We start from the raw sequence: 23,406 nt of genomic DNA, 5'->3' as shown, positions 1-23,406 counted from the left end.
TTTGAACAAGAACATTATATATAGATAAAGAAACAACATGGAATTAGCAAGTAAGTACAATCCCGCTGACGTGGAGGGAAAGTGGTACCAATATTGGTTGGACCACAAATTATTCAGTTCGAAACCCGATGGTCGTGAGCCCTACACCATCGTCATTCCGCCCCCTAACGTCACCGGCGTGCTCCACATGGGACACATGCTTAATAATACCATTCAAGATATCCTGGTGCGTCGTGCCCGCATGGAAGGCAAGAATGCCTGCTGGGTGCCCGGAACCGACCACGCATCCATCGCTACCGAGGCTAAGGTGGTGAATAAACTTGCTGCACAAGGCATCAAGAAGACCGACCTTACCCGCGACGAGTTCCTGAAGCATGCTTGGGAGTGGACCGACGAACACGGCGGCATTATCTTGAAGCAGCTTCGCAAACTGGGAGCTTCCTGCGACTGGGACCGTACGGCGTTCACTATGGACGAGAAACGCAGCGAAAGTGTACTCAAAGTATTTGTAGACTTGTACAATAAAGGTCTGATCTACCGCGGCGTTCGTATGGTAAACTGGGATCCGAAGGCGCTGACTGCCCTTAGCGATGAAGAAGTAATCTACAAGGAAGAGCACAGCAAGCTGTACTATCTGAAGTATATGGTAGAGGGTGACCCCGAAGGACGTTATGCCGTAGTTGCTACAACTCGTCCCGAAACCATCATGGGTGATACGGCTATGTGTATCAACCCCAACGACCCGAAGAACACCTGGCTGAAAGGCAAGAAAGTGATTGTACCGTTGGTAGGCCGTGTCATTCCGGTGATCGAAGATGAATATGTAGACATTGAATTCGGTACCGGTTGTCTGAAGGTTACTCCTGCCCACGATGTGAACGACTACATGCTGGGCGAGAAATACAATCTGCCGAGCATCGACATCTTCAATGATAACGGGACGCTCAGCGAAGCGGCCGGACTGTACGTAGGTATGGATCGTTTCGACGTACGCGAGCAGATAGAGAAGGACCTCGTTGCTGCCGGACTGATGGAGAAGACCGAAGCGTATACGAATAAGGTAGGTTTCTCCGAACGTACCAATGTTGCCATCGAACCGAAGCTTTCCATGCAATGGTTCCTGAAGATGCAGCACTTTGCCGATATGGCTCTGCCGCCGGTAATGAATGATGAACTGAAGTTCTATCCTGCCAAATATAAGAATACGTATAAGAACTGGTTGGAGAATATCAAGGACTGGTGTATCAGCCGTCAGCTGTGGTGGGGACACCGCATTCCTGCTTACTTCCTGCCTGAAGGCGGTTATGTTGTAGCTGCTACTGCCGAAGAAGCACTGAAACTGGCTAAAGAAAAGACGGGCAATGCCGATCTGAAAATGGAAGATCTCCGCCAGGATGAAGACTGTCTGGATACGTGGTTCTCTTCTTGGTTGTGGCCTATCTCTTTGTTCGATGGCATCAACAATCCGGGGAATGAAGAAATCAAATACTACTATCCTACCAGTGACTTGGTGACGGGGCCGGATATCATCTTCTTCTGGGTAGCCCGCATGATTATGGCAGGCTATGAGTACGAAGGTCAGATGCCGTTCAAGAACGTGTACTTCACGGGTATCGTTCGCGACAAGTTGGGACGCAAGATGTCCAAGTCGCTCGGTAATTCTCCCGATCCGCTGGAATTGATTGAAAAGTACGGTGCCGACGGTGTACGTATGGGTATGATGCTTTCGGCTCCTGCCGGAAATGACATCCTCTTTGACGATGCACTTTGTGAGCAGGGACGTAACTTCAACAATAAGATATGGAATGCTTTCCGCTTGATAAAAGGTTGGACAAACGGTATGGGATCGGTAGAAATGCCGGCAGATGCCCATATTGCAGTACAATGGTTTGCGTTGCGCCTGGATGCTGCTTCTATCGAGATTGCCGACTTATTCAGCAAGTATCGTTTGAGCGAAGCATTGATGGTGGTTTACAAGCTCTTCTGGGATGAGTTCTCTTCCTGGTTGCTGGAAATTGTAAAACCTGCCTACGGACAACCTGTCAATGGTTTTATCTATGGAATGGTGCTCGACTCCTTCGAACGTTTGCTCGAACTGTTGCATCCCTTCATGCCGTTCATTACGGAAGAACTTTGGCAGCAGTTGCGTGAACGCAAGCCGGGCGAGAGCTTGATGGTTCATCAGATGGAGAAAGTGGAAACGAATGTTGCAAACGAACCGCTCCTGCAAGAGTTTGAGGTGGCAAAGGAAATCATCGGTAATGTCCGTACGATTCGTGCGCAGAAGAACATCGCTTTGAAAGAGGCGCTCGAGCTTCAGATTGTCGGTGCCAATCCGGTAGAAGGTATGAATCCGGTAATCATGAAGATGTGCAATCTTTCTGCCATCCAGGTGGTAGCAGCCAAAGCCGACGGTGCTGCTGCTTTCATGGTGGGCACTACGGAATATGCAGTGCCTCTGGGCAATATGATTGATGTGGAAGCTGAGATAGCCCGCATGGAAGCCGAACTGAAGCATAAAGAAGGTTTCCTGCAAGGAGTATTGAAGAAGCTGAGTAACGAGAAGTTTGTGAACAATGCTCCGGCTGCTGTCCTTGAAATGGAGCGTAAGAAGCAAGCTGATGCCGAAAGTATCATCAAGTCGCTGAAAGAAAGTATTGCAGCACTGAAAAAGGCATAAATAAAATTTTTCTGGGGGAGTTGATTCCCAAAGAAATCATGATAATGAACCGGTTCTTGAAACATCTGCAGTTTCAAGGGCCGGTTTCTTTTTTATATCCGGGGCATGAATGAATTCTCGGTTATTTTTCTATTTTTGCTAAAAAAAGCTCTTTTTAGTTTAGGAACTCGCCGGAGCTAATTGCCTTTAATATAAAGACCTTAGCATAAATATGTGTTATGCTAGGAAAAGGATATATAATATAAATCATTACCAAGAAAAGCCTATGAAGAGAGTTTTAAATTGTTTTTTATTGCTGTTTGTAGTAGCGGCCGCCTGTGCCGCTACTACAAAGAGTGTATCTGTCTACACCCAGCGCCCTGCCGACCCGGAAGCGGTTTACTTTACCCCCGCGGATTATCAGATAAAGGCGGATGGCAGTATGGACGTCAGCGACGAATTGCAACGGGCGCTGAATGATGTAAAGGAGAAGTATAACTTTGGAATCGTCTTCCTGCCCGAAGGGAATTACCGCATCTCGAAGACGATCTACATCCCCAATGCCGTGCGCCTGATAGGTTACGGCAAGAATCGCCCGGTGATATCTCTGGCCCGGAATTCTCCCGGTTATCAGCAGGAAGTGGCGACGGACAAAGGTGGGGCAAACTACATGTTCTGGTTTACGGGCGGCTTGGTGCGTCCCGGCAGTGAACCGAGGGATGCAGGAGCCGGAACATTCTACAGTGCCATCTCCAACGTCGACCTGAAGATAGAAGCCGGCAATCCGCATGCAGTGGCATTGCGCACGCACTTTGCCCAGCATAGTTTTGTATCGCACGTCGATATCCACATCGGGGAGGGCAAAGCGGGATTGTTCGACGTGGGAAATGAAATGGAAGATGTCCGCTTCTTCGGTGGAGACTATGGTATCTATACCACCAAGACCTCGCCCAGCTGGCAGATGATGATCATAAATACCTATTTCGAAGGGCAGCGCAAAGCAGCCATCCGTACGCAGGAAGGCGGACTGACCATCGTACGCCTGCATGCCCGCAACGTTCCGGTAGTGATAGAACTGAATCCGAACCGCTCGGACAAGATTTATATGGAAGATTGCGTTTGGGAAGGAGTGAAGACCGCCGGAATCATTGTCAGCAACGAAGGCCTGAGCCCGAACCAGTTGAGCATGCAGCGCGTGGTCTGCAACCAGGTGCCGGTGTTTGTCCGCTTCCGCGAGTCAGGCAAGCAGATAGATGGTGATGGCCGGTTGTATCGGGTGAACGACTTCTCGTACGGACTGCATCTCAAAGACATGTCCGCCACTCAGGAATACAAAACGGAGATAGCGATGGAACGCTTGAGTAAGATGCCCCCGCCTCCGGTAAATGATATTCCTGCTACTCCCGCTATCTCCCGTTGGGTGAATATCCGCGATTTGGGAGCGAAGGGAGACGGAGAGAGCGACGATACGGAAGTCTTCAGAAGAGCGATAGAGGAATACGATGTGATTTATGTGCCGCAAGGTTGGTACATCGTCTCCCAGAGCTTGAAGCTGAAGAAAAATACGGCTCTTATTGGGCTGAACCCCGTTTCCACTCAACTGAAACTGAAAGAAAGTACACCGGCATTCAGTGGCTTCGGCAGTCCGGTACCTCTGTTGGAGACTCTGCAAGGCGGCAGTAACTTCGTTTCCGGTATCGGGCTGAACACGGGAGCGTACAACTACCGCGCAGTGGGTTGTAAGTGGATGGCGGGAGCCGATTCTTATATGAACGATGTGAAGTTCCTCGGCGTTCATGGCACGATGGAAAAGGGACCGTTGAACCGGCCGCAACAGAGACGCGGCAACGCTCCGCAGATCAGTTCTCCCGAGGAACCCGTATGCTTCCAAGGCAAAGACAAGTCTTGGGACAACCAGCATTGGAGCCTGTGGATAACCAATGGTGGAGGCGGTGTCTTCAAGGACATCTGGACAGCAAGCAGCTATGCTACGAATGGCGTCTATGTGAATAATACCGCTACCGCCGGACGCATTTACGCTATGTCGGTGGAGCACCATGTGCGTAATGAAGTTCGCTTCAAGAACGTTTCCAACTGGCGGGTCTATGCGCTTCAGTTGGAAGAGGAAACCCGTGAAAGTCCCGACTGCCAGCAGATAGAATTGCAGGATTGCAGTAACATGCTGTTTGCCAATCTTTATCTGTTCAGGGTGATTCGCGTAGATACTCCGTTCCCATACGCCATACGAACCTGGAACTGTCGAGATATCGAATTCTATAACGTTCATAACTTTACGCAGATGCGTTTCACTACCGACTTGGTTTGCTACGACATGAACACCCGTCAGGACGTCCGTCCCTGGGAGTTTACCCGCCTGACCATAACGGGAAAAGAACCCCGTCTGGTTCCCCTGCAGGCCGAACCGGGTAAGCTGGAAATGCTGGCTACCGGATTTGAGTATGCCGAAGGTATGACGCGCGACAGCAAAGGCAACGTCTATTTCAGCGAAGAGCGGATGCGCCGCGTCTACAAATGGGATGTCGAGACAGAGCAGTTATCGCTCGTTGCCGACTTCCCCTGGCAACCGCTGTCCCTTGCTTGCGATACACAAGATAACCTGCTTGTCTTTTTCAAATACTATCCTCAACCGGGAAATATCGTCAATGGTCGTCCCGAAACCATCACCGAACTGCCCGATGCTGCCGGAACCACCTACAGCTATTGGGGAAACAACGGTTTTGCCGTCTGGGTCTATTCCATCCGTCCAGACAATCCCGAAGAAACGATTCAAAAGCTGCAACGGGTGCCGATGGGCAGTGTCCCGTCTGTTGCCAAGAGCCTCTACCCGGCCCACCGCTGGAGAGACTTGCACGATTTTGATGAAATCTCCGTCCGTAAGCCCGAGTATTGCTTTATTGCTCCGGATGGCGTAACGATTATTCCCGAGCAGTACGACTTTGCCCGTTCCTCTTCTGTGCTGGAAGCTGTGCCAGGCAAGCCTTTCTATGCTTCGGACGAGTACAACCATCTGCTGGCACGGATGGACGTCAAGCCCGACGGCTCGTTGCAGAATCTGACCCACTTCGTCCGTCAGGGCGAGTTTGGTTCTGCCGTCGATAAACGGGGAAATGTGTACGTGGCCGAAGGACATATTTATGTCTTCGATGCTCAAGGCAAACAGATCAATCTGATTCGCGTACCCGAACGCCCTACCTCCATCGTTGTGGCAGGCAAGGATGGCAATACCTTATTTATTGCCGCCCGTTCCTCCTTATATAGATATACTATTCAACCCTAATAAGATTACAGAAATGAAAAACAAAGTGAAAACTATCCTCCTGTCGGCCTTGGCAGCGTCCTTGTTCGTCCAGTGTACACCGACTGAACAGACGTTTAAAGTGGAGCTTGACAGTACGAAAGAAGTATCGGGCAAGAAGTTTGCCTTGAAAGACATCAATCCCCAACTACCTACCGATTGGGATGCGTATAAATTCGTGGTCATTGAGTACAAAAGTACCACTGCCCAGCGTTTCCAGCTTGGTTTCACTACCGATAGCGGTTACAACGAGTTGCGCATCATGTGCTATGTACCCAATGCCTGGAACAAACTTGCCATTCCATTGAAATACTTCACCGAGTTGCCCGATGCAGCCGTAGACCTGGCAGCTACCTTCAACCATGCCCGCTACACCGGCTGGATCAACCTGGGAGGTAAACGCGGCCCGCTTCAGGGAGTTGATTCTATCGGCATCCGCATGCGTAAGCCTATTCACAACCCCACGATCGAGATCCGTTCCATCACCCTGGCTACGGAAGATCCGGGTGATGTATACATGGGCGACATTCCTGCCGTAGATGAGTTCGGACAGTCCAATCTGGTGGAATATGCCGGAAAGGTTTCTTCTTTGGAGCAACTGAAGAAGGAGTGGGAAGAAGAAGACAATGAAGTGGTGACCACCGATGCTTATAATTACTCCAAGTTTGGCGGTTACAAGCAGCAACGTGTGAAAGCCACCGGATTCTTCCACACCCAGAAGATTGGCGACCGTTGGTGGTTTGTCGATCCGGAAGGCTATCTGTTCCTTTCTGTCGGAGTAGACTGCGTCAGCCCCGGTGGTGGCGGTAATGTGCGCGATATCGACAAACGTGACGGCATGTACAAGGAGCTTCCTCCTGCCGACTTGATGGCGAAAGTCTCCGGCCGGAATTATCGCGGCAATAACTCTGCCTCTTTCGGTTTCTGGAACCAGTACCGTCGCTATGGCGATGACTTCCCAGAGAAGTCCAAAGAGCTGATCTTTAAACGTATGGACAAATGGGGCTTGAATACAATAGCCAACTGGTCGAGCGGCGAAGTGATGAATATGAACCGGAAGGCATTCCTCATACCGCTGCGCGATATCGGTATAGAGCACGATTTGATGGGACTTTGCGATGTGTATGATCCTGTTTTTAAAGCTAAAGTCGATAAATCTCTTGCCGAGTTCGTGGCTCCTTACAAGAACAATCCCTGGCTGATCGGTTATTTCATTGGCAACGAACCTGCCTGGCTGGACGAAGAAGCCCGTCTGTGCGGCTTGATCCTCGATGGCAAAGACCGTCCTATTAAAACTGCCTTGAAGAAATATCTGGAGGAGAATGGCGATACTGCTGAAAACCGCAAGGAGTTTGTCTTTTCCACTTTCCGCACTTTCCTGGCCACTACCAATCAGTTGCTGAAGAAACATGACCCGAACCATCTGAACCTCGGCATCCGTTTCGGTAATATCCTCGAATTGGATGAAGAAATCCTTGAGATGTGCGGCGAATCGTTCGATGTACTGAGCTTTAATTGTTACGATTTGGTTCCCAACCCGGCAATGTTGGACCGTGCGTTGAAGATAGCCAAACTGCCGATGATTATCGGTGAATACCACTTCGGTACGGTAGACAGAGGCATGGCTCAGTCTTTGTGGCAGGTCGACTCGCAGGAACAACGCGGAGTGGCTTATCGTTACTATACCGAAAATGCTTATGCACATCCGGGTCTGATCGGTACCGGTTACTTCCAGTGGTGCGATCAGGACCTGACGGGACGTCGTGACGGTGAGAACTACAACTGTGGTTTGGTCGATGTGACTGATCGTCCGTACAAAGAACAAGTGGAAGCTATGATGGAAACAGCCAAGGTCTTGTATGACGTCCATTCGGGAACGAAGGCTCCGATAGACCGTAAGCCGGAGAATGCCCGCGGGCATGAAGCTATTCCTGATTTGTGGAATGAGTAAGTTGCTAAATAAGTAATAAACAAAAAAGGTAATGACATATTCACGAAATGTGAAGTCATTACCTTTTTTATTTGTATTGCTAAAGTCTTACTTGAATAACTCTGCCACGCACCACATCAACCTTGCTGTAGTATGCGTCCAGATCTCCTTGTAAGTACAATTATTCTGCATCGGGAAGTAAGGCTCGTCATCATTCTCGAAAGTTTCTATACCTACGGGCACTGCACCTACCACATCTCCTGCGTAAGCTCCATAGAGTGGGGGATAATCATATCCGTCTCCATAAACCGTACTCATGGCAAATGGGTTATATCCTAAGATATATTCCAATTGCCGGGTTGCTATATCCTTCAGTTGTCGGTCATCCAGCAGACGGGCAAGGATAAAGGCGGCTTTTGCCTTTCCCATAACTACAGCGTGGAAGCCTCTGAACTGATAGGCAACGGGGAAGCGGCGCAGATAAAAGTCCTTTGACAGAGGGATGCCGTTGCGTACCTGTGCATTGTATTCTTCCAGACTGGGCAAGCCTACTTGATCTCCTTCGTGATACAGATTGCTGTAGTCCGTGTTGTTCACTTCGTATACGGCACTTGGCAACACTTCGTAAGGAGCAATCATCCGGGCGATGTCCCGCAGATAGTCCGCGTATGCTTCGCAGGCAGCCTGCCACGACGGAGCATCGGCATGCGTGGGAGCATCGGTCAGCAACATGGAAAGTCCTTCGACCATCAGATGTTCCTGGCTTTGGTGATAATAGGCAAGGATGCGCTTCTTCCGGGAGGACTCGTAGAAGAATCCCCTGAGGGGAGTTTTCCAATCATTACGTTTTTCCAGCTGTTGGCAGGCCATGACGGTACGTGCCAGTCGGGCAGCCCAGTCCAGGTAGTACTGGTCTTGCGTCAGGCGGTACAGGCGCATGGCGGTGACGGTTGCCAGGGCATATAAATCTGCCTCATTGTTCTCCGTCCGTTGCGTATCGAGCAGGTCGATGGCGAACCGGAAATCTTCCGTGGCACAATTGCGGCACCAGCGGGCAAATACCGGGTCTTTCTTTTCAAAATGCGGCACGGCGAGGGCACAGTAAGAGGCGGCTTTCAAGTTGTCTGTAGGCGTGTTGCGGGCTTCTGCCTGCATATCGTCCTTATCGCCGCGGATGTTTTTGGTCCAGATGCCGATAATCAGTCCTCCCAGGCGGTAACCGTCGCCGAAACGGGTACGCATAACCCAGTTCAACCCCCAACGTGCTTCTTCCAACAGGCGCTCGTAGAAGATGCTGTCCTTGCCTTGTACGGCGTTTGCCATCTCCAAGAGGGCGATGCCCGATTCGGCAGTGTTTCCGGTTCCTTGCGTCAGGTCGGCGGCATCATGCCAACCGCCGGAAACGCTCAGGCTGCGTCCGTCCGGATGATACATGAAGACATCCTGGTGGCATTCCTGGTGGATGCCCGGCTGGTCGAATCCGCAACGCTCGGAGAAGAAGAAGTTCAGCGTGTGCCAGGCTGTGGATAGGTAGGCATCATTCCCGATGGGGAATGGCTTTGACTGCAGGTCACCGATGGAGAGCATGTATTGTCCCGGAGTGTCGAAGTCGCTGAAGTCCAGCAGCAGGAAGCCCTTGTCCAGCTTCTTGCCTGCTCCTTGATAGGCTATGGCTCCGGTGGCGGTGTTGCGCAGGCTGAAAGAGCTTTCCTTCACGTTCTGCACAAGTGCCTGCTTGCGTGCTCCGGGTTTATATCCGCTATGGCTGTAGGCTATTGCCTGCTTGCGCAGGTCGAAGCCGCGGCTGTTTTCGGCTTCCACTTTTTCGATGCGCATATCGTCTACATACAGGCTCATCTTCTCGCTGGCTCCGGCGGGGGCACCTGCCAGCATGATGTTTACGGAGAAACCGGTGACGCAATCGCGATACAAGTCGGGTATCTCCCAAACGATGCGCTGCCACTTGTTGGGATAGACCGTTTCGAAGTGCTGTCCTTCAAAGCGTCCCGGCGTGGGCATCGGCTTTTCTCCTTCATTATAGAGGGTGAACCCGGCAAAAGTCAAGTACACACCCGGAGCATCGACGTACACCCAGACGGAAAAGCGGTTGTAATCCCGTAAATCTTCCCGGTTGAGCGGGCGGATAATCTCAGGGGTGGCATAGTTGCGGTTGGTGGGGTTCTTCTTTCCCAGCGAAGCCGGAGTGTCCAGACGCACACTTCCTTTGCCCGATATGGTGAGCTCCCGGTCTATATGCAGTGTTCCGGGGCCGGTATGGCGTAGGGAAGCGAAGTCTTCGGCAAGGGGTAACTCCCGGCTTTTCAGTACTTCTTTTTTGTACCACCGGGTCAGTCCGGCATGTTCGGGGTTGGCTTTCAGGATGTGATGCACGTAGTTGCTTTCTTTCAGTTGCTTCTCCAACTCAGCATCCGGTTTCCACGGAGCTTGGGCATGGGCTTGTATACAAAGTACCAGCAGTAATATCTTTATGATGTATTTCATTGTATTCAGGGTTTAGTATTGGGATATGCGTGGAAAGGCGCTTTGAATTCCGGGCGCAGCGTATAGGTATCTTCCAAAGGAAAATCGGCGGGGACTTCCTGGGTAACGGCACCGGTGGCGGCCCATTCGCAACCACGGAGCAGGGTTACCTGGAAACCGGTGCATAGCATGGAGTAAATCATATTAGGATCATTGCCGCAATGTCCCAGCAGGTCGACAAAGACACGTCCTTTTCCATACTTCACGGTCCACATCAACGGTTCGTGGCGACCACGCTCGAAGGCCGTTGCCAGGATTTCCATATTCTTCACCGGTCCGCGCAGGCGGGTATAAATTTCGTCTTTGAAGTGTTTCCACCGGGGGCGCAGTCCGTTCAGTATAGGATGGTCGAGTACGACATGCTCTATCACCGTTTCGTGTTGCAGCCCGTGGTAGCCGGCATATCCCGGAGAATAATCGTATACATACTGTCCGTCTTTCAGGTAGAGGTAGGGGCCGTCCTTTTCATTCCGACCGTCCCAGGCAGCCATGCCTATGATTTCATTATACTCTTTCCAGTCGGCCATCGGAACAACGGAGGAGTGGATGACGACTACCCCGCCGCCATTGGCAACGTATTTCTCGAATTCTTTCCGTACGGATTCTATCCATGTGGCTCCACCATAGTTGATGACAACCAGATCATATTTATGGAAATCGGGCTTGAAGGTACTGATGTCTCCGCCGAAATTGGGAGTAAAGGCAAAATCTACTTTGAACATTCCGCTGTTCTCCAGTATCTGCTTCATGGCTTCGCAAGCACCTTCCCAGTAGTGGCTGCCGTCTGCTCCGGCTATCATCATGGTTTTGATTACTTTCTTTTGCTGCGCTTGTACGGGTGAGGAGATTCCTATATAAGTAAGGAATGCTATTAAGAGAATGATTCTTGTTTTCATTTAGTGGAGGATTTAAAGTTCTTGTTTGTAGGATTCCATTCGATGCGGTCGTAGCAACGCGTCGCTTGCAGATTATAGCCCCGCTCGTCTACGCTGAACTTTCCGTCTTTGAAGTAGGAGATGTAGAGTTCGGAGATTCCGTCATTGTTCCGGTCTTCTACCAGCATGTTGTACTTGTCGGTAACATAAATCTCGTCCGAGATGTACTGAATCTCTTTGGTGTAATTGTCCACGATGACGTAATACGCTTTAAAGAGGTCGAACGTGGGATAATGCCCGTTATCCCGCCCGAAGAGCATGACTTCTTCCAGTGCAGCGTCTCCATCCATATTGGCAAGTACGGACTGTTGCAGGGAGAAACCTGGCTTTTGGGCTTGTGGGGGAATGTTGTTCCATCCTTCTTGATGGGCTGTCACCGAGAATTGTGCTTGCGCGTTGAGGGTATACGCCAGCACGGAGAGCAGATAAATCAATTTTCTCATTTGATGTGTTTTTAGTTAATAAGATATTTAATAGATTACTAATCTACCAATAAGACAACGGAGAAGATGTCTTTCCTAAATACATTTAGGATATATTATGAAATGCATAAATCTCATATAGAGGGATATAAAGAGAAAAGTTCTTCGGCATTAAGAGAAAAAGTCTGGACTATAGGAAGAAAAGTTGTGTTCTTTAGTAACTATTCTCTGTTCAAGCCTTGCGAACGGATATTCACAGTGCTTGAATATGTATTCGCACAGCGCGAACGGATATTCGCAAGCTTTAAACAGAGAATTAGATAACCAAAGAATCCCTTTCAAAGTACTGATTAGTTCTTTGTCAATGCAATATTCATCAGTAGCGAAAGCAGTATAGGCAGATAGTCTTTCAACTTCACTCTCAGTATTTTCAAAGCCTGCTGAATGCGGTAATCTACAGTTTTAGGAGAAACATCCAGTACTTCTGCTATTTCTTTATAACTCAGATTGCGGAAGCGATGCATGATGAATGCTTCCTTATAGGAAGGTGGCAGCTCATCTATTGCCTTTTGGATATGTTTACTCAATTCATTGATTAGTAGTACATCTGCGTCTTGCAGCGAAGCATACATTCTTTCATAATATGCTGCATCTGCCCGTTGCTTTACTTCATTTTGCACAACGCGGGTCATGGAACGATGATATACCGATTTGAAAAGATATTGTTTAAGGGAGTATTCAATGACGGGTCTTTCTCTATTCTCCCAAAGCCACAGCATGACATCTTGAACTATTTCCTCGGCATCTTCCAATCTGACGAAACGGTAACAATAGGTGCAGAGCAAGGCATAGTATTTTTGGAATAATCTATCAAAAGCGCTTCTGTCTCCTTGCTGCATGGCAAATAATAAAGATGTATCTTCTGATATAGTGTCCTTCATTGTAGGGGTTTGTTATTATTGTACAAAAATAGCCTTTTTTCCTATTATAATCTCACTGTATAAAATATTTTTTCAATTTCTGTTTAGGAGTTTTTTTACCTCGTTTGTCTTAATAGTAAAGCTAGCAATAAAATTTATGGTAAAAAGAGAAGGGATGGAAGAACTGCTTCTTCGTTATTATGACGGAGAAACAACGGAAGAAGAAACAACTTCGGTAGAGGAGTGGTTGGAGGCTTCCGATGAAAACCGCAGGATAGCCCGACAGATTCAATCGGTGAGTTTGGCTACGGATATGGCGCAGCTATCACCAAAGTTGGATATAAGGAAGGCTTTGATGAACACTCATCGAAAGATGAAACAGAAAAAAGTTAATAGGTATCAAGTATTATTTAGAGGGATGCAACGGGCGGCCGCCATTTTATTTATCCCTTTGGTAATATCGTGGTGCATCCTTTATTTTGGTAAGGATAACCAGGAGATACAAATGATGGAAGTCAAAACGAATCCGGGAATGACTACTTCTGTAGAACTGCCGGATGGCACGAAAGTCATTTTGAATTCATCGTCTTCATTGCAATATCCTTCTCGGTTTTCGGATGAAAAAAGAGAAGTGAAATTAGTTGGTGAGGCTTTTTTTAGTGTAAAGAAGGATGAAAAGCAATTTGTGGTCAATGCGTTGAACGGTTCGGAAATAATAGTTTACGGAACGGAATTCAATGTTGAGGCTTATCAGGAAGACGAGACAGTACAAACCACGTTAGTATCGGGTAAAGTCGGTTTTTCTTATATAAATAAGGAAAAGAGGGAACAACTGATGATACAACCCGGGCAAAAGGTTGTTTATGATATTGCCCGGAAAAAGGTAGTGGTAAAGGCTGCGAATGTAGATATAGAAACTTGCTGGAAAGATGGATGCCTGATTTTCAGGAATACTCCTTTTGAAGAGGTACTGAAGAGTTTGAGCAAACGATATAATGTAACGTTTGTATTGAAGAATCCTTCATTGAAACAAAATTCTTTTACAGCAACATTCACTAAACAGCGGCTGGAACGTATATTGGAGAATTTCCATATATCTTCGAACATACGGTTTAAGTTTGTAGAAGATGGAGATATAAATGTAGAGAGACAAGTAATTGAAGTTTATTAACCCTTAAAAGAATGATTCAATGAAGAAGAACACACGTTAAAAAAACATGCAAGAAAATGTTGGCGCATTTTCCTGCATGAAAACTGTACTTTTTTAGAAAATCTGTTTGGCGACAGATTAAAGTAACTTTATTTTTTTCACTAGAAATCAATGCAAAATTATGAAAAAACACATTTGTATCCAATCATTTAGGGCAAAAAGTGTCCTGATGGGAGGTATAAGAAAAATTCCTCTTGCTATGAGATGTACATTCTTTATGCTATTTTGTTTGGTCGGTATGACATTTGCCAATGATGGCTATGCCCAAAAAACAATGTTGAACATTACTCTTAATAATAGGACGGTCGATGAAGTATTGACAGAACTGGAACAGGGCACCGAGTTCGTATTCTTCTATAACAACAAACAAGTAGACGTTGACCGTCGTGTATCCGTTAAAGCGAATAACAAAACTATATTCAAAGTCTTGGACGAGGTTTTTAAAGGTACGAATATTACTTATAAGGTATTAGATCGTAATATAATCTTGTATGATAAGGCGATAGGTGCAGAAGGGGTACAGGCTACCCTGCAAGCCATAACGGTCAAAGGATCTGTTGTGGATGCCTCCGGCGAACCGGTTATCGGTGCCAGTGTTCAGGTGAAAGGTACCGGTACGGGTGTGATTACCGATATTGACGGTAACTTCATTTTGAGCAATGTGGCTCAGGATGCTGTTTTGGTCATCAGTTATGTGGGATATAAGACACAGACGGTCGGCGTAGGCGGAAAGACTTCTGTCAAAGTTATCTTGCAGGAAGATGCCGAGATGCTGGACGAAGTAGTTGTTGTGGGTTACGGTGTTCAGAAGAAACAATCTCTGACCGGTGCCGTTACCGCTATCAATTCTGATGACATCCAGACTACCAAGACCGAGAATCTGGTGAATAACATCCAGGGTAAGATGCCGGGTCTGTTGATTCGTCAGAAGACAGGTGAGCCGGGAACTTTTGATAATATGATCAGTATCCGTGGTTACGGCGACCCGTTGGTAGTAATTGATGGTGTGACACGCGAAAAAGACGAGCTGGCACAGCTGAGTTCCGAAGACATCGAAAGTATCTCTATTTTGAAAGATGCTTCTGCTGCCATTTACGGTATGAACTCTGCTAATGGCGTTATTATCGTTACCACAAAGAAAGGTGCTTCCGAGAAGACACGCATCTCTTATTCCGGCTTGTTCGGTATGAAGCAGGCTACCGGTATAGAAGAGACTGTAGATGCCTACACTTTCCGCACAATGGCCAACGAAATGGCACGCAACGGAAAGAAGTCCGAACCTTACACGCAAGACGTGTTGGATAAGTATAAAAATGGAGTGGAAGGCTATCAGGACTGGGATTGGCTGGATATGTACATGAATAAGCAGGCTTTCCAGACATCGCATACGCTTTCTGTTCGCGGCGGTTCCGACAAAGTGAAATATTTCGTAAGTTTCGGCTACAACCGCGACAACGGTTTGCTGAAGAATAATGTTCAGTACTACGAACGTTACAACCTCCGTACCAACTTGACCGCCGAACTGGCCAAGGGCCTGACGATGAATGTAAAGGTGTCCGGTCGTTGGGACCGTACGCAACGTCCTCGTGAAGACTTCCAGTGGACATTCAAAACCTTGTTGGTTAACGACCGCGGTGTAGGTCCCTATGCCATGGGTTCTACCGACCACTATTCCGATATTCAACCTGAAAGCAAGAATGCCGCTGCTCTGACGGATATCGATGCGGATGGTTATCGCCGTTTCAGAGGACTGACTTACAATGCCGATGTGGATTTGACATGGCAGGTTCCTTTCGTAAAGGGACTGAGCCTGGGAATACTCGGCTCTTTCAATGGAAACAATCGCAATAACTCAGAATTGCAGAAGTCTTATCAGTTGTATGACTATTTCACGAATACTCCTACAAAGACTTTCGGTGAAGACCACTATAGCAATACCATGGGCATTTTCCAGAAATTATACGGTCGTGTGCAGGCCAACTATACGAACTCTTTCGGTCAGCATAACCTGAACCTGACTGCTGTAGCCGAAATGTCGGGCAGTCGTTACGATGAACTCGTCGGTGCCCGTAAATATGCCGGTTACTTCAGCAATGATATCTTGAATCAGGCTGACGCAAGTACTGCCACTAACAGCGGTTATCGCAAAGAAACCCGTCTGGCTGCTTACCTGATGCGTGCCAATTACGACTATGCAGGCAAGTATTTGCTGGAAGTAGTAGCCCGTTACGACGGTTCTTACCGTTATGCTCCGGGACACCGTTGGTCATTCTTCCCCTCATTCAGTGCCGGCTGGCGTATTTCTGAAGAGAACTTCATGAAAGAGAATCTGCCTTTCATTACCAACCTGAAGTTGCGCGGCTCTTATGGAAAGAGCGGATATGATGCCGGCGATCCTTTCCAGTATGTAGCCGGTTATACACAAGCTACGCATGATGATGTCTATTCTGATAACAAGCCGTTCGGTTATGTGCTTTACAATACTAATGTCATTGGTATGCAGGCTCCGGGTGTAGTACTCGATAATCTTTCCTGGGTAGTGTCCAAGACGGCCAATATCGGTCTGGATGCAGAATTGTGGAATGGTAAGCTGTTTGGTACGATAGAACTTTTCCGTCGTAAGAACGAAGGTATTCTGGCTCAGCGCTTGCAGGATATTCCCAATACTTTTGGTGCCAGCTTCCCCGATGAGAACATTAACTCCACCGAGAATATCGGTTTTGAATTGGAACTTGGTACGCGTGGCAAGATTGGTAAAGATTGGAGCTACTCGGTAAGCGCCAACTATACTTTTGTACGTGAGAAGTTCCTGGAAGTAGAGCACGGTGATTATACCAGTTCCATGAACCGCTGGCTTTATGGTAAAGACCATCGTACCATTGGTGGCTTCTGGGATCACAGCGGAGGCGGTATGTGGATTCAGAAATACGACGGTCAGTTTAGCTCTTTGAAAGAACTGGAGACAGCTCCTCTTTATGGTGGCGGTAATGGTAACTCTATGATGTTGCCGGGTTCTTTCAGAATCGTTGACCAAAACGGTGACGGTGTGATTGATATGTACGATATGAAGCCCGAATCCCGTCGTGCAGGTGCCAATCCTCCTTATCAGTTCGGTTTGAACATCGGTTTGACTTATAAGAGCTTCGACTTGAATATGTTGCTTCAGGGAGCAGCCGGTTATGTAATTGGTTATGCCAATGACGACGTATTCGGTTACGGCTCCAAGACCAACCCGACTTTGATGAAGAAGTATATGGACCGTTGGCATACAGTGAATGCTACAGACGACCCATACAATCCTGCCACTCAATGGGTATCCGGTAAGTATCCTGCTTTGCGCCGTGACTTTACCGGTACAAAAGATAATGGTAACAGTTGGGGCGACGGTGCCATCAGTTTCTGGAACCCGAATGCCACTTACCTGCGTCTGAAGAGTTTGGAACTCGGATATACATTGCCGAAGCATCTGACTAAGAAAGCCGGTATCAGTGATTGCCGCATCTTCGTGAATGGCTTCAACTTGCTGACATTCTGTAACTCTCTGTTGAAGAATGCCGACCCCGAACGTGAAGAACGTGACTGGGGTGCCAGCTTGGCTTATCCGTTGATGAAATCTTATAATATAGGTTTGAATATTAACTTTTAATGCTTAAAAATAGTATGAAGAAAAACATATTGACTACTGTTGCGCTCTGCGCGTTGGTTGGTCTTTCAGGTTGCGATAGCTTTTTGGAATTGGAACCGCTTGACAAGGTGCCGGGCGACCGACTGACAGAAACAGACGGTGGTGTGAAGTCATTGCTGGCTAATGTTTACACAACTGTTCCGATGGAAGATTTTGTATTCCGTCCTCAGGATGGTGGATTCGATCGCCGCAAGTTCAACGGTGTGAGTGGAGCTGCCAGCATCTCTTTCCTTACTGACGAGGCTTCCCGTAGTGAAGGTGGTTCAGGTATTACGGAGAGTTTTGACTACTGGCCTTATGATAAAATCCGTCAGGTGAATATCTTTATCGAGACGGTAGCCTCTTCTTACGAGAAAGGTATTTTGAATAATGAAGACGCCAAGCGCATGACTGCCGAAGCCCGTTTTGCACGTGCTTATATATACTACAGTCTGGCCAAGCGCTACGGCGGTGTACCTATCATCGACCGTGTGCAGGATGGTGACTACGTGCCGGGCAATTCGGAATCTCTGAAAGTACCTCGTAGTACGGAGTCTGATACCTGGAAGTTTATCATCAAAGAGTTTGGCGAGGCAGCCGAAAACCTGCCTACCACTACAGACGGTTATCGCTTCACGAAGTGGGGTGCACTGGGTATGAAGTCGCGTGCCGCTTTGTTTGCCGCTTCTCTGGCCAAGTACTGGAATAAGGCTCCGTTGGCAGGTGAGGCTGTTAATCAGAAACTGGTAGGTATCGATACTTCCGAGGCCGATTATTTCTATGGTGAATGTATCTCGGCTGCGGAAAATATTATCAATAACTCCGGCAAGACTCTTTATGCAGCCACTCCTGCTTCTGCATCCGAGGCTGCTGAAAACTATCAGAAGCTCTTTCTGGAAGCACCGGATAGTGAAGTTATCCTCTCCCGTGGTTACGTAGATGGTACGACCAATTCCAATCAGGGACACAGCTATAGCTTGTTTTTCGCTCCTGCACAGGCCAATCCGGGCGCACTCTACTACGGTCGTTTCAGCCCTATGCTCAACTTGATAGACCTCTATGAAGACTATACCGATGATGGTACAGGCAAGAGTGCTCCCATCAAGACCCGTACAGATGGGGTAGAACAGAATGTTGTACAGATACAGCTGAACGGTGCTGCCGTTGCTGCTGCTCCCTATATCAAATATGAGAGCCTCACTGCTCCGTTTGCAGGCAAGGATGCCCGTTTACAGGCAAGTATCATTCTTCCGGGTGCCGATTATGCCGGCATAAAGATTATGATGCAAGGTGGTCTGATTGACAAGGATGGCAATCCTTTCATCTATCAAAACCAATCGGCTGTCGGTAAGGATGGTAAAACTTACTTTGGATTCGGTGCCGAAGGTTCTGCTTCCTATTCCGGCTTTGGTAACCTTGGTGACAGCCAGAATGGTAACTACACAACAACCGGTTTCTCTATCCGCAAGTATATGGAGGAATATAAGTTCAGTTCTTTGACCAGCAGTTGGGGATCTATCACAACTACGTTTATCGACATCCGTCTGGCAGAAATCTATTTGAACTATGCGGAAGCTGTTGTGGAGAGTGGTAAAGGCGACGCTGCAAAAGCGGCCCAATACCTGAATGCCATTCGCCATCGCGCGGCTCATACGGACAACATTCCTTTGACGCTGGACAACGTATTGAAAGAACGTCGTGTGGAACTGGCTTTCGAAGGCCAACGCTATTGGGATATGGTTCGCCGTCGTGAGAACCATGTATTCTTCAATTCCGGTATGCGTTCGGCATTGGTACCGCTGGTTGACCTGCGTGAGGCTACGCCGAAGTACATTTTCGTCCGTGCCAACTTCCACGGTGATGAAAAAGGAAACGGTAGAACATTCTCTCCGCAAAGCTATTACAAAAGTATTCCGGGCATCGGTACGAACGGCTTGGTTCAGAACCCGGGTTATTAATATCACTAAATTCTTAGAAGATTATGAAAAAATTAGGATTATTGGTATCATGTTGCCTTTTGGCATTGACATCTTGTGAAATAGATAACTATGACGCTCCAAATGCCTCTATTCACGGTTCCTTCCTTGATGAAAAAACGGGTGAACTGGTAGGTACGGATATTCAGGAGTGCAGTCTTACGGTTGTGGAACTGGGTTTTGCCAATCCGGAGAATCAAGGCTGGAAGATAATGAATACCGGAGAATATCGCAATAACATGGTGTTTTCCGGCACTTACGACATGCGCGTTGAGAACAGCAACTGCTATCCTTTTGAAGAGAAGGGCGTAGTAGTTAAAAAGGGTGATAATACAAAAGATTTCAAAGTAACTCCTTATCTTCGTATTGTTAATCCGTCTATTAAGAAGGAAGGCAGTAAGATTGTTGCTACCTTCAGTCTGGAAGGTGGTAAGGCCGAAGTAAAGGTTGCCTCTGTTCAGTTGTTCGCGTTTAGTGATATGTGGGTGGGCAATAGCATTAAGTTTGGCGTGACCGGCGGTAACGATATCCTTAACTTTAGTCCGTCTGTTGATGTAGACAATACCGCTTACCGGTTGGAAATCGATTGTGCATCGGAAGGAAACAAAGATCTTTTCAAGTACACGGGAAAGAACTACTACTTCCGTATCGGTGCTAAAGCTGATGTGAACAATGTCGGTACGATTCGTCATAATTATAGTCCATTGGTTGCAATTGAATTCTAATAGAATAGAATAAAAATGCAGTAAGGCGTTCTGCAACTTTGGTAGCAGAGCGCCTTTTTTCTAATAAAATAATAATAATAAACCATGAAGAAACTAAGCATTACTTTTCTGATGTTATTGGGGATACTTTGTACCCGGCTTTACGCTGTACAGCTGAATTCTATTTATCCCCAGAAACCCAATGATCCCGAAGCGTTTTACTTTACCCCTGAAAACTATCAGATAAAGGCTGATGGTAAGATGGATGTGTCCGACGTGCTACAGGCAGCCATTAACCAGGTGAAGAAAGAAAAGAATTTCGGAATCCTCTTCATTCCCGAAGGAAAGTATAAAATCAGTAAGACAATCTATATTCCCGGTGCTATCCGCCTGATAGGATATGGAAAGAACCGCCCCGAATTTATCCTGGCAAAGAATTCCCCGGGATTTCAGGAAGAAGTTCCTGCGGATAAAGGAAAGGCCAAGTACATGTTCTGGTTTACCGGTGGATTGGTGGAAGAGGGGGAAGCTCCTCGTGATGCCAATGCCGGAACCTTCTACAGTGCCATGTCCAATATCAACCTCCGCATTGAGGACGGTAACCCCCATGCGGTTGCGCTTCGTACCCACTATGCACAACATAGCTTTATCAGCCATGTAGCTGTATATATCGGTAAAGGTAAAGCCGGCTTGTTCGATGTCGGTAACGAGATGGAGAATGTGGCTTTCTATGGAGGAGATTATGGCATCTACACTACCAAGGCCTCTCCGGGCTGGCAGGTAATGATGGTCGATTCTTATTTTGAAGGACAACGCATTGCTGCACTCCGCTGTCAGGAATCAGGCTTGGCAATGGTGAACTTGTATGCCAAGAATGTACCTGCCGTCTTTGATATCGATCCTAATTATTGCGACAAACTGTTCCTGGAGAATAGCTATTTTGAGAATGTAAGCGGTCCTGCCGTGGTCATTACCAATGAAAACAACAGCAATAATCAGATTACGTTCCGCAATGTATATTGCAAGAACGTACCGACATTGGCTAAATATACTCGTAGCAATACGGATACGAAAGTTGCTCATAAGATATATAAGGTGAAATCTTACGATCACGGCCTTCAGATGGACAACCTGGTTGATATGCCCGAATATGAAACCCTGCTGAATGTGGAACCGATACAGAAAATGCCGGTTGCCCAATTGACGGATATCCCTGCATTGCCGGCAATGGCAACCTGGGTGAATCTTCGCGAACTGGGTGCGAAAGGTGACGGAGAAACGGATGATACCAAGGCCATTCAGGCAGCTATCGACCAATATGACAATATCTACGTCCCCCAAGGCTGGTATCTCATCACTGAAACATTGAAGATGAAGCCGAATACGAAGTTGATCGGCTTGCATCCTTTCGGTACGCAATTCCGTCTGGCCGAAAGCACTCCCGCTTTCAGTGGCTTCGGTGGTCCGAAGGCTATGGTGGAATCTTCCGTAGGCGGTACGAATATGCTGGTAGGCATCGGCATTAATACCGGTGGTATCAACTATCGTGCAGTAGGAGTGAAATGGATGGCAAATGCCGATTCATATATCAACGACGTGAAGTTTGTAGGTGGACACGGAGGCATGTGGAAACCGAAACCGGGTGTAGCAGCACCAAGAGGATGGTGGGAGAGGCCGGCACGTGTCAGCACGCCGGATAATCCGGTGTCCGAATCGGGCATGGACCTGGCTTGGGACAACCAATATTGGAGCTTGTGGGTGACCAACAACGGCGGAGGTACCTTCAAGGACATCTGGACCGCCAGCACCTATGCCACCAACGGCTTTTATGCTAACAACACTGCCACTCCGAGCCGTATCTATGCCATGTCCATCGAACACCACGTGCGGAATGAAGTTCGCTTCAACAAGGTGTCCAACTGGAAGGTATATTGCATGCAGACTGAAGAAGAAAGCCGTGAAAGTTCCGAATGCCAGCCTATTGAAATGGATGATTGCAAGAACATTACATTTGCCAATTTGTACATGTTCCGCGTAATCCGCATCAACAAGCCTTATCATAGTTCTGTCCGCATCCGCAACTGTGAGAATATCGCCTTCCTTAACCTGCACAACTACTCTCAGATCAAGTATACGAACAATATCGCTGTCTTCGACGTAAACAAGGACATTGACATCCGTCCGTGGGAACTTTCCCGTCTGATTGTAACCGGTAAGGAACCGCACCAACAACCTTTGAGCAACGAAGTGGGCAAGGTGAACCAACTGGCTTCCGACTTCGACTTTACCGAAGGCATTGCACGCGACAGCAAAGGCAACGTCTATTTCTGCGATCACCGCATGCGCCGCATCTTCAAATGGTCGGTAGAAACGAACAGCCTTTCCCTACTTGCCGACTTCCCATGGAAACCCTCCAATCTGGCGTTCGACTCCGAAGACAATCTCCTTGTATTGTTCCGTTACGATGCTCAACCGGGTTATCTGATTGACGGCAAGCCTGAGCAGATGCCGGTATTGCCCGATACGAAGGGTACTTCATTCAGTGGTTATGGTAACTCCGGATACACGATGCAGGTTTACTCCATCGATCCCGATAATCCCGAAGAAACAATCAAGTTGTTGCCCCGCGTTCCTATGAGTCAGGTGAAGAATGTTTATAAGGCACTCTATCCTTCCAACCGTTGGAGAGACTTCCACGATTTCAACGAAGTATCGGTATATGTCCCCGAGATGTGTTTTCTGGCACCGGACGGAAAGACTATTATCCCTCACTACTTCGACCTGTCGCGCAGTTCTTCCCTGCTCGAAGCCTATCCGGGCAAGCCATTCTATACGTCCGATGAGTATGACCGCCGAATGGTGAAGATGGATGTTGCCAATGATGGTACGCTTTCCAACCTGCAATACTTTGTAGAACAAGGAGAATTCGGTTCTGCCGTAGATAAGGAAGGAAACTTATATGTAGCAGATGGAGAAATCTATATATTCGATAAAGATGGTAATAAGAAAGGAATGATCCGCGTTCCGGAACGTCCTTCTACTTTGCAGTTTGGCGGAAAAGACGGTAATACCTTATTTATTACGGGTCGTTCCAAATTTTTTGGTGTACGTATTAAATAATGAGAGCCT

General features: G+C 47.6%; 12 protein-coding genes. 8 read left to right on the top strand and 4 right to left on the bottom strand.

Features of this window, described 5'->3' with window-relative positions; all coding sequences use genetic code 11:
- Positions 1–37: 37 nt before the first annotated feature.
- From AAE250_RS06940 to AAE250_RS06930, 3 genes are all read left to right on the top strand, one after another.
- A complete protein-coding gene (locus AAE250_RS06940) occupies positions 38–2,680 on the top strand; it encodes a valine--tRNA ligase (RefSeq protein ID WP_294598685.1) in 2,643 nt (880 codons plus the stop codon).
- 265 nt (positions 2,681–2,945) lie between these two features.
- Positions 2,946–5,957: a glycosyl hydrolase family 28-related protein gene (locus tag AAE250_RS06935; protein WP_294598682.1), complete on the top strand. Its 3,012-nt coding sequence runs from the start codon at positions 2,946–2,948 to the stop codon at positions 5,955–5,957.
- 13 nt (positions 5,958–5,970) lie between these two features.
- Positions 5,971–7,926 (top strand): hypothetical protein, encoded by a 1,956-nt coding sequence (locus AAE250_RS06930; RefSeq protein ID WP_294598679.1) that lies wholly within the window; start codon positions 5,971–5,973, stop codon positions 7,924–7,926.
- An 87-nt stretch (positions 7,927–8,013) separates the two neighbouring features.
- Here the strand turns inward: AAE250_RS06930 and AAE250_RS06925 are convergent, their stop codons facing one another.
- From AAE250_RS06925 to AAE250_RS06910, 4 genes are all read right to left on the bottom strand, one after another.
- Complete coding sequence (locus tag AAE250_RS06925; RefSeq protein WP_294598676.1) at positions 8,014–10,407, bottom strand: glycoside hydrolase family 9 protein; 2,394 nt, start codon at positions 10,405–10,407, stop codon at positions 8,014–8,016.
- A gap of 5 nt (positions 10,408–10,412) precedes the next feature.
- Complete coding sequence (locus tag AAE250_RS06920) at positions 10,413–11,342, bottom strand: ThuA domain-containing protein (RefSeq protein ID WP_294598673.1); 930 nt, start codon at positions 11,340–11,342, stop codon at positions 10,413–10,415.
- Positions 11,339–11,824 (bottom strand): hypothetical protein, encoded by a 486-nt coding sequence (locus AAE250_RS06915; RefSeq protein ID WP_294598670.1) that lies wholly within the window; start codon positions 11,822–11,824, stop codon positions 11,339–11,341. The genes AAE250_RS06920 and AAE250_RS06915 overlap by 4 nt, the downstream gene beginning before the upstream one ends.
- 329 nt (positions 11,825–12,153) lie before the next feature.
- The gene (locus tag AAE250_RS06910; protein WP_294598668.1) at positions 12,154–12,744 is read right to left on the bottom strand and encodes an RNA polymerase sigma-70 factor; all 591 of its coding nucleotides are present in this window, start codon (positions 12,742–12,744) and stop codon (positions 12,154–12,156) included.
- Between the two features lie 136 nt (positions 12,745–12,880).
- Here AAE250_RS06910 and AAE250_RS06905 point away from each other — a divergent pair, with 136 nt between their 5' ends.
- From AAE250_RS06905 to AAE250_RS06885, 5 genes are all read left to right on the top strand, one after another.
- Positions 12,881–13,894 (top strand): FecR family protein, encoded by a 1,014-nt coding sequence (locus AAE250_RS06905; RefSeq protein ID WP_294598665.1) that lies wholly within the window; start codon positions 12,881–12,883, stop codon positions 13,892–13,894.
- 238 nt (positions 13,895–14,132) lie between these two features.
- Positions 14,133–17,579 carry a TonB-dependent receptor gene (locus AAE250_RS06900; RefSeq protein WP_294598661.1) on the top strand — a complete coding sequence of 1,149 codons (3,447 nt, stop codon included), beginning with the start codon at positions 14,133–14,135 and terminating at the stop codon, positions 17,577–17,579.
- A 14-nt stretch (positions 17,580–17,593) separates the two neighbouring features.
- Positions 17,594–19,555 carry a RagB/SusD family nutrient uptake outer membrane protein gene (locus AAE250_RS06895; protein ID WP_294598658.1) on the top strand — a complete coding sequence of 654 codons (1,962 nt, stop codon included), beginning with the start codon at positions 17,594–17,596 and terminating at the stop codon, positions 19,553–19,555.
- 23 nt (positions 19,556–19,578) lie between these two features.
- Positions 19,579–20,298 carry a DUF3823 domain-containing protein gene (locus AAE250_RS06890; RefSeq protein ID WP_294598655.1) on the top strand — a complete coding sequence of 240 codons (720 nt, stop codon included), beginning with the start codon at positions 19,579–19,581 and terminating at the stop codon, positions 20,296–20,298.
- Between the two features lie 84 nt (positions 20,299–20,382).
- Entirely contained in the window at positions 20,383–23,397 is a 3,015-nt protein-coding gene (locus AAE250_RS06885; protein ID WP_294598652.1) for a glycosyl hydrolase family 28-related protein, read from the top strand.
- The last annotated feature ends 9 nt before the right edge of the window (positions 23,398–23,406 follow it).

Source organism: Bacteroides sp. GD17, assembly GCF_038448625.1.
Taxonomy (GTDB): Bacteria; Bacteroidota; Bacteroidia; order Bacteroidales; family Bacteroidaceae; genus Bacteroides.
Note: the sequence above shows the minus strand (reverse complement) of the source record. Positions and strands in the feature narration are given on the sequence as shown.